At 64.1% G+C, this 12,076-nt stretch carries 12 protein-coding genes (1 of these 12 cut by a window edge); 10 read left to right on the forward strand and 2 right to left on the reverse strand.

What is annotated here, in order from left to right; all coding sequences use genetic code 11:
* The first annotated feature begins 154 nt into the window (after positions 1 to 154).
* Together F561_RS0120180 and F561_RS0120185 are read left to right on the forward strand one after the other, a co-directional pair.
* Entirely contained in the window at positions 155 to 1,258 is a 1,104-nt protein-coding gene (locus F561_RS0120180) for a hypothetical protein (protein WP_019011784.1), read from the forward strand.
* An 86-nt stretch (positions 1,259 to 1,344) separates the two neighbouring features.
* Positions 1,345 to 2,052 (forward strand): hypothetical protein, encoded by a 708-nt coding sequence (locus F561_RS0120185; RefSeq protein WP_019011785.1) that lies wholly within the window; start codon positions 1,345 to 1,347, stop codon positions 2,050 to 2,052.
* A gap of 90 nt (positions 2,053 to 2,142) precedes the next feature.
* Here F561_RS0120185 and F561_RS0120190 read toward each other — a convergent pair whose 3' ends face one another.
* On the reverse strand, positions 2,143 to 3,657 hold the full coding sequence (locus tag F561_RS0120190) for a hypothetical protein (protein WP_019011786.1): 1,515 nt from the start codon (positions 3,655 to 3,657) through the stop codon (positions 2,143 to 2,145).
* A gap of 285 nt (positions 3,658 to 3,942) precedes the next feature.
* On the opposite strand from F561_RS0120190, the gene F561_RS0120195 reads away from it, so the two are divergent.
* Both F561_RS0120195 and F561_RS0120200 read left to right on the forward strand, forming a co-directional pair.
* Positions 3,943 to 4,374 carry a ketosteroid isomerase-related protein gene (locus F561_RS0120195; RefSeq protein WP_026299102.1) on the forward strand — a complete coding sequence of 144 codons (432 nt, stop codon included), beginning with the start codon at positions 3,943 to 3,945 and terminating at the stop codon, positions 4,372 to 4,374.
* Between the two features lie 5 nt (positions 4,375 to 4,379).
* Positions 4,380 to 4,982 carry a GNAT family N-acetyltransferase gene (locus F561_RS0120200; RefSeq protein ID WP_019011788.1) on the forward strand — a complete coding sequence of 201 codons (603 nt, stop codon included), beginning with the start codon at positions 4,380 to 4,382 and terminating at the stop codon, positions 4,980 to 4,982.
* Between the two features lie 78 nt (positions 4,983 to 5,060).
* On the opposite strand, the gene F561_RS0120205 is transcribed toward F561_RS0120200, so the two are convergent.
* On the reverse strand, positions 5,061 to 6,755 hold the full coding sequence (locus F561_RS0120205; RefSeq protein ID WP_019011789.1) for a dynamin family protein: 1,695 nt from the start codon (positions 6,753 to 6,755) through the stop codon (positions 5,061 to 5,063).
* Between the two features lie 82 nt (positions 6,756 to 6,837).
* Here F561_RS0120205 and F561_RS0120210 point away from each other — a divergent pair, with 82 nt between their 5' ends.
* From F561_RS0120210 to F561_RS0120235, 6 genes are all read left to right on the forward strand, one after another.
* Positions 6,838 to 7,602, forward strand: a complete 765-nt coding sequence (locus F561_RS0120210; protein WP_019011790.1) for a HesA/MoeB/ThiF family protein — start codon at positions 6,838 to 6,840, stop codon at positions 7,600 to 7,602.
* Between the two features lie 219 nt (positions 7,603 to 7,821).
* Positions 7,822 to 8,202 (forward strand): HU family DNA-binding protein, encoded by a 381-nt coding sequence (locus F561_RS0120215; RefSeq protein WP_019011791.1) that lies wholly within the window; start codon positions 7,822 to 7,824, stop codon positions 8,200 to 8,202.
* Between the two features lie 267 nt (positions 8,203 to 8,469).
* The gene (locus F561_RS0120220; RefSeq protein WP_019011792.1) at positions 8,470 to 9,384 is read left to right on the forward strand and encodes a glycine betaine ABC transporter substrate-binding protein; all 915 of its coding nucleotides are present in this window, start codon (positions 8,470 to 8,472) and stop codon (positions 9,382 to 9,384) included.
* Between the two features lie 73 nt (positions 9,385 to 9,457).
* Positions 9,458 to 10,651: an ABC transporter permease gene (locus tag F561_RS0120225; protein ID WP_245556596.1), complete on the forward strand. Its 1,194-nt coding sequence runs from the start codon at positions 9,458 to 9,460 to the stop codon at positions 10,649 to 10,651.
* 100 nt (positions 10,652 to 10,751) lie between these two features.
* Positions 10,752 to 11,711: an ABC transporter ATP-binding protein gene (locus F561_RS0120230; RefSeq protein WP_019011794.1), complete on the forward strand. Its 960-nt coding sequence runs from the start codon at positions 10,752 to 10,754 to the stop codon at positions 11,709 to 11,711.
* On the forward strand, positions 11,708 to 12,076 hold the 5' portion of the coding sequence (locus F561_RS0120235; RefSeq protein WP_026299104.1) for an ABC transporter permease. Its footprint extends 375 nt past the window's final position; 369 of the gene's 744 nt are visible here — the first part of the coding sequence; it begins with the start codon at positions 11,708 to 11,710; its stop codon lies beyond the right edge, outside the window. The genes F561_RS0120230 and F561_RS0120235 overlap by 4 nt, the downstream gene beginning before the upstream one ends.

Genomic DNA, 12,076 nt, shown 5'->3' on the forward strand with positions numbered 1-12,076 from the left:
GCAAGTATAGGTCAAAACGAAACGAGATGCCAGTGCCGAAGGAGCAGTGGCAGGCGGAAGGAGAGGAAGACAGCAGTTCACCCGACGAGTGTAGGCCGGGGCCGCCTTCCTTTGCCTGCCTCCCTGGTCTGCCCGGTCCGATAGGCTGTGGCCCATGACCCTCTGGACGCCGCCGCGCTCGCCGTTGCCCCCACCTGCTTTCGGCCCCGATCCGGCCCTGCTGCACCGCCTCACGCACGACCTCACGCCCATGCAGGCGCAGCATCTGGCCGTTCTGACGCCGCAGGGAATCACCGCCAACAGCGCGGCATTGGCAGGAGCCTTACGCTTTCACCGCTTCCCGCTGCATCCGGTCACGGGATTGCCCCTCCAGGCCGCAGACGACGGTGGGTTGTCCGGGTTGCTGGGCGGCCTCGTGCGTGCCCTCACTCCGGGCAAAGACGATGCAGAGGGCAAAAGAGGCGTGGAAGTGCACTGCCGCGACGAAAAGAGCGGGCCTTACCGCCGCGTGTATTCCAGGCCCGGTTATGCCTACCAGAGCAGCACGGTGTACCTGCCCAGCGACGTATTAGGCGAGATGAAAGAGGAAAAAGAGGCCGGACACGGCGACACGGCCTTTATCTACGCGGGCGGCTGGGGCGGCAAGGGCGGCGCGGTAGACGCCGGATTTCAGCACGGGCGCTATATGGGCAGGCCGCAGGACGACTGGGCACCGTTCTTTCTGGTGCAGCAGGTGGGCGGCCCCAGCGCCATTACGGTGTCGGATGAAAAGCAGGCGGGGGGCGCACCGTGGCGGCTGCTGGCAGGTCAGGAAGCCCAGCTGACCTTCTGGGTCACGAAGGACGCCGACCTGACCGTGCTGAGCATGAGCATGCAGGGCGAGACCAGCGTGGACCGCGCCCCGGCCAGCCTGACTCTGCGTGCGCCTATCGATGCCCGCTTTGGCTGGAGCGCCGAGGGCGGCAGCAACATCCTCAAGCGCATGACCACCATCGGCCAGAAATACGGGCAGCAGAACCTCAGTACAGGCAGTTTCATGAAAGCAGTGCGCTGGCAGAACAGCCAGATCGGAACCACGGAAGCCGCCGCCGGAGCATGGACAGCAGAGCAGACGGGCGGCTACTGCACCTTTCCGAGTGCAGAAACGGCTGTTGCTGGGGCCGCCGACGAGAGCCTCCGCAGCGATGGGCAGGGAGCGAAGTGGTCTATTCAGTTCCAAAATGCAGGGAATGAGACGGCCAGTATTTTCCTGAAATAGAGGTGGGATGGGCAGGGGTCAAGCTGGCTCCGGGTCATGAACACCGCATTTCTTCTCTTCCTTCTGATTCCTCTCCGAGGTGACGTATGACTGCACACCACTTTTTTGCTGTTCTTGCCCTTGCATCGCTGGGGGCAGCGCAGGCCACGCCCCTGCCTCTCAATCAGGTTCCCGTGGTGGTGCGCTTTGAGAATCTGGCCTGGGTCAATGCCCTGACTGCCCTGCCAACCCTGCAAAACGGGCGTGTGCTGGTGCCGCCAGCCGAAGCCTGCGACCTGCTGGCCCTGACCTGTACCACGCAGGGGATGACCCTGACAGCGGCTGGGCAAACCTTTCCTCTGACCCGTGTGGGCGGCGCACTGATGACCCCACTTGCCCCACTGGTGCAGGTGGCGGGCCAGCGCATTGGGTGGAACCCAGCGGCGCGGGTTGCCACCATCTACGGCGGCGCTGGGACCGGAAATCCAAACGGGGCCGGGTGGCGCAGCGCCCTCAACGAGATCACCGCCCGTACCACACCCGGCACGAACATCTACGCTGGGCCGATCAGCGTCAGCACCGGCACGCGCCAGAGCGGGGTACCGACCGTGCCGCTGACCATCAGAACCCTGCAACCTCTGAACGAACTTACCCTGATCAGCAAGGCGGCCAACACCCTGAACCTCACCGGAAGTCTGGTGACGGGTACGGCAGACGTTCCCAACTCCTTTCAGGGCTGCCCGCCCACTCAGAGTTGCACCCTGCCTGCCCGCCGCGACGCCCTGTGGACGCTGGCCTACGCCACGTTGCGTTAGGGGACCGGAAGACAGACACCAACGGCCTGCACACTCTTCCAAATAAAGAGCGTGCAGGCCGTTAAAGATGATTGACGAAAAGGACCGGGATCAAGCCGTCATGATGTCGATCGGTACAGGCGCACGCACTCGGCGGCGCACACCCTGGGCATAGTCGGTCAGGTCGCCCAACAGCTCGCCGATGCCCACGCGCAGCAGGTACTGACCGCCGGGCAAGGGAGTGAGCGCCAGGAAGGGAGCGCGGGTGAGGGTGTCCAGAATGCTGCTCAGTTCGGCGGTGTTGACGCCGCTGCCGAGGCGTTCGGCCAGCCGGTTCACACTGACGATGCTGTGTGCGGGCTGCTGGGAAAGGGTGAGCAGCACGAAGGTAAATGCGCCGCGCTGGGCGAGGTGGGCACTGACCAGTTCAGCAATGCTGGCGGCACTTTCCAGGTCCAGATTGCCCGCACGCCAGTAGCCCCGCAGGTCGATGGCGCTGATGGGAGCCAGGCGGGCGTGTTCGGTGAGTGCAGCCAGGGCTTCTTCAGTCAGGCGGGGCACTCCTGCGGCGGGGCGTTCCTGTTCGGTGGTCAGAAGGGCACGGTGCAGGTCAGGAACGCCCGCTGCATCCTTCCAGGTGGACTGAGCCATCGCCGCCAGCGTGGGCGCGATCAGCACCGCGTAGCTGTGTTGCGGCCCCAGGTCTGCCGTCAGGCGCAGTAGGCCGCCGCCGGGATGATCGAGGCGGTATCCGGTCAGGCGGGCAAGTTCGGTCACCAGGCCTTCTGGGGTGGTGGGCATGGGCGGCAAGGTGGAAGGCGCAGGCGACGGGGATTGTTGCGCTGCCTCTGTCCCAGCCGCCTTGATCTGCGCTGGCGCTGCCTGACGCGTGGGGTTCGGTTCGGTGCGGCCCTGCACGCTGTTGCCATTGACCTGCCCGTACCCGCTGTTCCCGTGCCCGTTGCCACCGTTTACAGCACCGTTCGGGCCGCTGCGGGTGGGCGTGACCCTGACGGTGTTGCCCGCCTGGGCGGCCTGGGCCATGACCAGTTGGGCACTCAGATGCTCGGTGGCCGGAAGCTGAATCGGGGTGGCTCCTTCCCGTCCCTCTGTCCGCGCTTCTGCCTTCGCTTCGGCCCTGACCTCAGTTCTCGGGGTGTCGGTTCTGACTTCCGGGGCTTCGGTGCGGGTCTGCTCAGGCTTCCCACTCTCTGCTTTGGCAGCAGGGGCGGCAGCGGCCTCGGCGTCGATTCGCTCCATCCGCACTTCCCGGACATGGGGCGTGGAAGACACGACTACCCGGCGCGATTCGGGGGTTTTGGGCAGGGTGCGCGGCGGCGGCTGTACGGCGTGCGGCTTCACGATGGCTTCCACCTGATAACGCGACGGTGCGAGGGCCGTCAGCATCAGCACGTCGTTTACACCCAGATGCTGCGCGTGGTACAGGCCGCCCAGGCCCCACACGCGCCCCCGCTCCCGGTCAATCTGCACGGCGTGTTCCTGACCCCGGTCATCTACGAACTGGGCCGGGCCATGTTGAGGAAAATAACCTTCGATGTATTTGGCAAGTCGCAGGCTGCCTTCTTGCAAGCAGGGCCGGGTAATGATGTAACGCACTGATTTCATGCGGGGGTTCCTCCGTTACAAGCGGCCCCGCTTCCTGCGGAGACGCGGTCATGCAAGCTAATGTCTGTTTAAAGTAGCAGAAGAAAGGCCTTGTCAAGTCGAGAAGCACGGTCACTAAGTAAGTCAGAGCGCACTCTGTTAAGAGTTGTGGCCCGTGATCTGTAAGACAGATCAAAGCCCGCGCAGACATGAAGTACGTGAAGGCGGCCAGTGCACCTGCACCCCAGTTTTCTTCCCGGCACCGAAAACCTCGCCACAGACGCACAGAACGTTTATTGTTGGCACATGACCTCCAGCCCCCAAGCAACGGCCCTGACCCTGGTGCAGCAGTACTACGCCGCTTTTAATGCCGCCGATGCAGAAGGCATGCTGGCCCTCCTGAGTGAAGATGTACGCCACGACATTAACGAGGGCGAGACACAACTGGGCCGCGACACCTTCCGGGAATTCCTGGCAAAAATGGACGCCCATTACCGCGAGCAGGCCGCCGACCTGGTGATCATGGCAAGTGCAGACGGAACCCGCGCCGCCGCCGAATTTGTGATTCACGGGGAATACCTGCAAACAGACGCCGGGCTGCCCGAAGCTGCCGGACAACGCTACGTGCTGCCTGTGGGGGCCTTTTTTGAAATTCGCGACAGCGGGCAGGGCCTCCAGATCGCCCGCGTGACCAACTATTACAATCTGGCCGACTGGACCCGGCAGGTGGGCGGCTGAGGCCAATGCCCTCTCTGCAACCCGTCACCGTTTCGCCTGCCACTGGGCCAGAGTTGCAGGCCGCCTTGCCGGAATTGGCCCACCTGCGCCGGGAAGTCTTCCGGGCCTTTCCCTACCTGTATGAGGGCGACGCCGAATACGAAGAGAACTACCTGCGAACCTACCTGAACGCACCGGGGGCGGTGGTGGCACTGGCCCGTGAGGAAGGTGGGCGCGTGGTGGGGGCCAGCACCGCCCTGCCGCTGCTACAGGAGACGCTGGAGGTGCAGGCTCCGTTTGCCGCGTCCGAATTCGACCCGGCAGACGTGCTGTATCTGGGAGAAAGTGTGCTGCTGCCCGAATTCCGGGGGCGCGGCCTCGGCCATCAATTTTTTGATGTGCGGGAAGCCCATGCCCGAGCTCTGAGCCTCGGCGTCACAGCCTTCTGTGCGGTGCAGCGGCCTCCGTCCCATCCAGCCCGCCCATCCGACTACCGCCCGCTGAATGCCTTCTGGACCGCACACGGCTACACCGAACGCCCCGACCTGCACACCCAGATGAGCTGGCGGGATGTGGGAGAAACGGAGGAAACGGCCAAGGAGATGCGGTTCTGGGTGAGGCGGTTGTAGGACGTGGAGGATGGATCGTAGAACGTGGGAAGAGATTTTGAACCACGCTCTACGATCTCCCCACCACCTTCCTACTTCCTAGCCCAGCGCCTTGACCTCTGTTTGCAGCCCTTCCAGCGTGGCCCGCAGTTGCGCGGCCCGCACCTGTGCACCTGCCAGCCTCGCCTGCTCCTGCTCTGTAAAGCGGGTATAGGGGCTGATGGCGTCGCGCAATCTCGCGTCGGCGCGTTCCTGCTCTCGCTCGAATTCGCGGCGCACGATCTGTTCGAGGGCGGCCCGCAGGGTGGCGATTTTCTGGCGAAGGCCGCGCTGGGCCTGCACGCGCTTGTTGGGCAACACGAACAGCCCGAGGCTGCCCAGCGTCAGGCCCGCCAGAATGCCGCCCGTAAAATCGAGGGCACTGGCCCCGATCAGTGCGCCGATGCCCGCGCCGATGCCGATGCCCCCGGCCAGGCCGCCCACCGCGCCCTTGAGGGCATCCTCGGCATCGCGGGAAAGCTGGCGGCCCAGTTCGTGTTCGGTGGTGGCTTCCAGGTGGTCGCGGGCGCTCCCGGCGATGCCTTCCAGCAAGGCTCCACGGTCATAGCTGAAGCGGGTGCGGGCCACCTCGCTGCTGGGCTGGCGGCGGATCAGGAACGCCTGTACGTCCTCCCAGAAGTGCAGATTGGCCTCCACGAAGCGGTCGATCATGGTGCCAAATTGCCGGTCTATGGCGTCGGGCAGGTCGGCCACCGCCTCACGCCGGAAAGCGTCTTCCAGGTCACGGCTGTTCAGCAGACCGCGCAGGTTGCGAAAGGTCAACTTGGAATCTATGAATTTGTCGGCCCGCACCTCAAATTCACTGAGCAGGCGGCCCATGCGGTTCAGTTGGCCGTCCAGTTCGCCCAGCATGGTTTCGCGGTGGCGTTCGCGCTGGCCCTCCAGATCGCGCAGGATGGCCACGTCCTCGCCCAAAGTCTGGCGGGCGGCGTGAGCACGGGCTTCCTCGCCGCTCAGAATTTCGGTGGCCGTGCTGAGCGGAGAGGCCAGTTTTAAGCGGGTGCGCTCGGTTTCCGAGAGCCGGAGCTTCAGGACTTCGCGCAGGGCATGGAAACCCGGATCGCCGCCGCGCTGCTCGCCCCGCGCACTGATCAGCAACACGGGCGGCGTGAGGCCCAAGACCCCGCGTGCCCCCGCCTCCACGAACTCGCGCACCTGCGCTTTCTGGGCCTGCGTTTCCAGCAGATCGGACTTGTTGACCACCATGATCACGCTGCGGCCCCAGCGGGCAGCCAGACTCAGAAACTGGCGCTCGGACTCGGTAAAGGGGCGGTCGGCGCTGGTCAGAAACAGGACCAGGTCGGCACGCGGCAAAAACCCTTCCGTGAGGGCCTGATGCTGACGAATAATCGCGTTGGTGCCGGGGGTATCGACCAACGCCACCCCTTCCAGACTGGGCAGCGGATAGGTCAGGCGGCTGACGAAGGGGTCACGGGTGGGTTCCATTGCGCCGGGTTTGTCGCCGTGAACCAGCACATAAATCCGGTCGGTGGTGGGCGTGACTCCCTCGGGCAACACGGACGCGCCCAGCAGGGCATTCACAAAACTGCTTTTGCCCGCATTGAACTCCCCGACCACCACCAGCAAGAACACTTCATCCAGTGACCGGGTCGCGGTGCGGGCGTAGTCCACGGCTTCCGGCGGTGCGCCCTGCGTTTCCAGAAAGGCCTGAAGGTCGGCCAGTAAGCTGCGCTCTCGCGTGAGGATGTCTTGGACCCGGTCGGAAACCAGCATGGCTACAGGGTACGCTGTGAGGCGGCAGGCAACGCTGACGAGAGGTTGGGAATTGAGATTCAGGCAACGCTACACTTGCTCCATGTCTCCTCTGTCACGCGCCGAACTGCGCCGCTATTCCCGGCCCCTGCTGGTGCCCGAATGGCAGGAAGGGGGCGCACAGGAACGCCTCCGGGCGGCCTCGGTGCTGGTGGTGGGTGCGGGCGGACTGGGCGGCCCCGTGGCGACACAACTGGCGGGCGCGGGCGTGGGAAGCCTGGTGATAGCCGACGGCGACACCGTAGATGTGAGCAATCTGCACCGACAGACCCACTTTGAATTTGCGGACGTGGGGCGCAGCAAAGCGGAGGTGACGGCGGCGCGGGCGCAGGCCATCAACCCATTTGTGCGGGTAGAAACTGCCCCCATGCTGACCGCCGAAAATGCCGATGCCCTGGTCAGCGACGTGGATCTGGTCATAGACGCCACCGATAACTTTGAGGCCCGCTACGCTATGGCCGATGCCTGTGAGCGGGCGCAGAAAACCTCGGTGTGGGGAGCAGCCAGCGGAACCACCGGCATGGTCAGCGTGTTCGGACCTGATCCGGCGGGCAGTGAGACACAACTGCCACAGGCGGTACTGGGGCTGCGCGACGTGTTCCCGGTGCCTGAAGGAGCCGAATCCTGCGCTGAGGCCGGGGTGCTGGGACCGCTGCCCAGTATCGTGGGCGCAATGATGGCCCTCGAAGCCCTGAAAGTGTTGGGCGGGGTCGGCCAGACGTTATGGGGAAGAATCTGGACGTTCGATGCCCTCTCTGCCGAGGTTCGGGTACTGAAACTCCGCCCCCGGTTCTCTGTGGTCAGGTAGCTCGGCCTTAACAGTCTACTCATTAAATATTCATTAAAATTGCCCAATTTAAGGGGAATTTCTCACATACCAGTCTTTTTTGTCGCTGGAGGGACAGCAGCCAGAGATGACAAAATACCCCCACCAGCGCACCTTTCCGGGTTTGCTTAAGTCCAAACGTGTGTTAAGCTCCATTTGAGCTGAGCAGCTGCTCATTACTTCACCACCGGAGGCCCAACCATGACCAAAAAAGCCAAACCCGCCGCCAAGAAAACCGCTGCCAGCAAGGCGGCCCCCAAGAGCAGTGCCAAAGCCAGCAAGGCAGCCCCGGCACCCGCTGCCGCCAACAAGGTCGCCAAGACCCAGATCATTGATCTGGTGGCCGACGCCACGACCCTGAGCAAGAAGCAGGCCGCCGAAGCCGTGTCCAGCATGCTTGATCTGGTCGTAGCTGCCCTCAAAGACGGTAAGAGTGTGGGACTTCCCGGCCTCGGCACCCTCAGCGTGGCCGCCACCGCCGAGCGTCAGGGCGTGCGTCCCGGCACCAGCGACAGAATCACCATCCCTGCGGGCAAAAAGGTGCGCTTCAAGGTTGCCAGCACCCTCAAGGGCACCCTCTAACCCTCTCTTCCCACGCAATTCAGTCACCCCCGGATCTCTGGGGGTGATTTTTTTATGTCATCTTCTGGACTCAACCCTAGTGGATTAAACAGAGCAGTTGATAGAAATGGTAAACTTGTGGGAGATAGACCGAAGTGAGACGGGACAGGCGCCGCTCCGACCTTTATGCAGGGTTTATCAAGTCACTGGTCTCGGCCCTTTTGTCATACGTCCTACAAGCCCTGTCCTGTGCTGCCCAGTACGGTGACGCATATCGGAGGCCTACCCATGAAGACATTCCTGATTCTCTCGCTGAGCCTGCTTGCCAGCACACTCGCCAGTACTGCCGCTGCCAAACCCATCGTGGTGGGCAGCAAGCTTGACCCAGAAGCACAGATTTTGGGCCAGATGATCGTCCTGACCCTCAAAAATGCCGGACTGGAAGTGACCGACAAGACCAACCTGGGCGATACCGGCGTCAACCGTAAAGCCATCCTCGCCGGGGAAATCGACGTGTACCCCGAGTACACCGGCAACGCCGTCTATCTGTTTCCCAGCGCCAAGATTACGGCCAAGCAGGCAGGCAGCCCCGGCGTGATCTACGGCTTTGCCCGCCAGTTGGACGTCAAGAACGGGATTTCCTGGCTGAAACCTGCCAATGTGAACAACACCTGGGTGATCGCCGTACCGCAGGCTTTTGCCACGGCTCAGAAGCTCAGCAGCGTGGCCGACCTCGCCAAATACCTGAATGGCGGCGGCAAATTCAAGATCGCGGGCAGCCCGGAATTCTTTAACCGCCCCGACACCATGCCCGCCTTTGAGGAAGTCTACGGCTTCAAGCTCAAGGCAGACCAGAAACTGACGCTCGCAGGCGCGACCCCGCCCCAGACGCAGCAGGCAGCAGCCAGCGGCACCAACGGCGTGAACGCAGCCATGGCCTACGGCACCGACGGCAGCCTGTCGGCGCTGAAATTGGTGGCCCTCAAGGACCCCAAGGGCGCACAGGCCGTCTATCAGCCCGCGCCAATTATTCGCACAGCGACTCTGAAAGCCAATCCTCAGGTTGAGGCGCTGCTGAACAAGACCTTTGCTACCCTCACGCAGGCGACCTTGCAGGGGCTGAACGCGCAGGTGGCCCTTGAAGGCCGCACCGCGCAGAGCGTGGCCCAGACCTACCTCAAGAGTAAAGGGCTGATCAAGTAACCATGCGGGCGGACGGCGAAAGGCTGCGCGGCTTTTTCCCTGCCTGGGATCAGCCCCGCCCTGTGGCCGCCGCGTGAACATCTCTGACTCGGAAGGGGCGGGGGGCAACAGGCCTTCCGCCCCACTGCTGTCGGCAGTCAGAGCTGACGTGCTGTCGGTGCTGGGGCTTGCCGCACTGCCTATGCTGGCAGGCGCGTTTCTGCCCTGGGTCCTGTTACGGCCCAACCGCCTTGCACCGGGTGACTACCTGCGGTTGCCACCGGCCTGGGCAGTCCTGATGGTGGTATTGGCCCTCCTGCCGCTGCTGGCCGCACGCTTGTTACCACGGCTAACGTGGCTGGCGGCTGGGTTGGCGGTGGTGGCCGTGTTCTGGGTGCTGGGCCTGCAAACCCGCAGCGCCCTGCTCGGTCAGGCCGAATTTGCGCGGGCCAGTGCGGCGGCGGGCCTGTGGCTGAGCGGGCTGGGCGCACTGATCGCCGCCTACGGCGCGGGCCTGCTGTTGCCGGGCAGAAGCCGGGCACTGGCCTGGGCATGGGTGCCCGCCGTACTGGGGCTGCTCCTGGCGGGCCACCTCTCGGGCTGGTCGGTGCTGGTCGAGGCCCGCAACGAGGGGCCACGCTGGGTGCAGGAATTGGGTCAACATCTGCGGCTGGTGGGCACGGCGCTGGGATTGTCCACGCTGATCGGCGTGCCTTTGGCGGTCTGGGCCGCTGGGCGCGAACGGGTGGCCGGGGCAGTGTTGGGCCTCGCCAACGCCGTTCAAACGTTGCCCAGTCTGGCCCTCCTGGGGCTGCTGATCGCGCCTCTTTCTGCCCTTTCCACCGCATTTCCAGCGTTGCGGGCGGCAGGTATTTCGGGCATCGGGGTGGCTCCGGCACTGACGGCCATGACCCTCTACGCCCTGCTGCCGATCCTGAGAAATGGTGTGGTGGCGCTGCGGGGCGTTCCCGCAGGCACGGTAGACGCCGCACGCGGTATGGGCATGACAGGCCGTCAGATTTTCTGGCGGGTGCAGGTGCCACTAGCGCTTCCCGTCTGGCTCACCGGAATTCGGCAGGCAGCCGTATTGCTGGTGGGTGTGGCATCGGTGGCCGCCCTGATCGGCGCGGGCGGGCTGGGCACCTACATCTTCAAGGGGCTACAGAGCGCCGCCGCCGACCTGATTTTGCTGGGAGCCGTCCCCGCCGCGCTGCTGGCGATTGGCGTGGACGCTGCTCTGCGTGGGCTGGAAGTCTGGCTGGGCCGCCGTTTTGGACGGGTGGGATGATGGCGCGGCAGCCGATCTGTGTTGCCTCTCTGCTCGGCGCTTCCCACTCGGCGTCTCCTCTCTCGCCCTCCGGAGTTTTTATGACTGATCAGAGTTTTTTATGATTGAGTTGCAGGGTCTCGAAAAACGCTATGGCAACAGCTTTGCCGTGCGTGACCTGAATCTGGAATTTGCCGAGGGAGAACTGACGGCTCTGTTGGGGCCGTCCGGATGCGGCAAAACCACCACCCTCCGCATGATCAACCGCCTGATAGAGCCGACGGGCGGGCGGGTGTTGCTGCGCGGGCAGGATACGCAGACGCTGAAGCCTGAAACTCTGCGGCGCGGCATCGGCTACGTGATTCAGCAGATCGGGCTGTTTCCTCACCTGAACGTGGCGCAGAACGTGGCCACCGTGCCCGACCTGTTGGGCCGCCCCGCCCGCGAAACCGAGCGCCGGGTAGACGAACTCCTGGATTTGGTGGGCCTGAGTCCCGCCGAATACCGTCACAAAAAGCCCGCTGAACTGTCGGGCGGGCAGGCCCAGCGTGTGGGGGTGGCCCGCGCACTTGCCGCCGACCCGCCTGTGCTCCTGATGGACGAACCCTTCGGCGCACTTGATCCACTGGCCCGCGACAAGTTGCAAGACGCCTTCCGGGACATCCAGCGCCGCCTGAAAAAGACCGTGATCATGGTGACGCACGACATAGACGAGGCGCTGAGGCTGGCCGACCGAATTGCCCTGATGAACGCCGGGGAACTGGCCCAGTTCGGCACGCCGGATGACCTGATTCACCGCCCGGCATCCGATTTCGTGCGGCAATTTTTGGGCGAAGACGCCGCGCTGCGTCAACTGGCGGGCCGCCGAGCCGGCGATTTCGCCCATCCCAGCGACCCGTCCGGCCTGCCCACAGTAGAGGCCGACCTCAACGCCCGCAGCGCACTGGGCATCATGCTGCGCGAAGGTTCGGACGCATTGGCAGTCACCGAGGCGGGGCGACCCATCGGCGTCCTGCGCTGGAGCGATCTGCAGACTTCTGCGGCCCAGATTGAAACCGTCATGCGGGACAAGACGACATGACGGCTGGCAGCCTCACAGTAGCCCGGTCAGGCAGACAGCGTTGGCCCTGGGGCGTGCTGCTGTGGCCTTTGCTGCTGCTGATCTGCCTGATTCCCGGCGTGCTGCCACGTCTGCTTACTCCCCTCCATCTGGGCGAACTGACCCCCTTCGACCCCCCACTCTGGCGACTGACGCTGACCCATCTGGGTCTGGTCGCCCTCTCAACCGGAATTGTGCTGGCTCTGGGCGTTCCACTGGCGGTCGCGGTGACCCGGCCAAAGCGCGAGGCTCTGCGGCAACTGGCCGAAACGTTGGTCGGGCTGGGGCAAACTGTTCCTACCTTTGCAATTCTGGCGCTGGCGGTGCCTGCTCTGGGCTTCGGCTGG

Origin of the sequence: Deinococcus aquatilis DSM 23025 (genome assembly GCF_000378445.1) — a bacterium.
Lineage (GTDB): Bacteria > Deinococcota > Deinococci > Deinococcales > Deinococcaceae > Deinococcus > Deinococcus aquatilis.

Bases quoted from the DNA above. Each gene is read 5' to 3' on its own strand.
- F561_RS0120205 (WP_019011789.1), bottom strand. From the start codon at position 6,755: ATGCTGGTTTCCGACCGGGTCCAAGACATCCTCACGCGAGAGCGCAGC.
- F561_RS0120195 (WP_026299102.1), top strand. From the start codon at position 3,943: ATGACCTCCAGCCCCCAAGCAACGGCCCTGACCCTGGTGCAGCAGTAC.
- F561_RS0120220 (WP_019011792.1), top strand. From the start codon at position 8,470: ATGAAGACATTCCTGATTCTCTCGCTGAGCCTGCTTGCCAGCACACTC.
- F561_RS0120180 (WP_019011784.1), top strand. From the start codon at position 155: ATGACCCTCTGGACGCCGCCGCGCTCGCCGTTGCCCCCACCTGCTTTC.
- F561_RS0120185 (WP_019011785.1), top strand. From the start codon at position 1,345: ATGACTGCACACCACTTTTTTGCTGTTCTTGCCCTTGCATCGCTGGGG.
- F561_RS0120210 (WP_019011790.1), top strand. From the start codon at position 6,838: ATGTCTCCTCTGTCACGCGCCGAACTGCGCCGCTATTCCCGGCCCCTG.
- F561_RS0120200 (WP_019011788.1), top strand. From the start codon at position 4,380: ATGCCCTCTCTGCAACCCGTCACCGTTTCGCCTGCCACTGGGCCAGAG.
- F561_RS0120215 (WP_019011791.1), top strand. From the start codon at position 7,822: ATGACCAAAAAAGCCAAACCCGCCGCCAAGAAAACCGCTGCCAGCAAG.
- F561_RS0120190 (WP_019011786.1), bottom strand. From the start codon at position 3,657: ATGAAATCAGTGCGTTACATCATTACCCGGCCCTGCTTGCAAGAAGGC.
- F561_RS0120230 (WP_019011794.1), top strand. From the start codon at position 10,752: ATGATTGAGTTGCAGGGTCTCGAAAAACGCTATGGCAACAGCTTTGCC.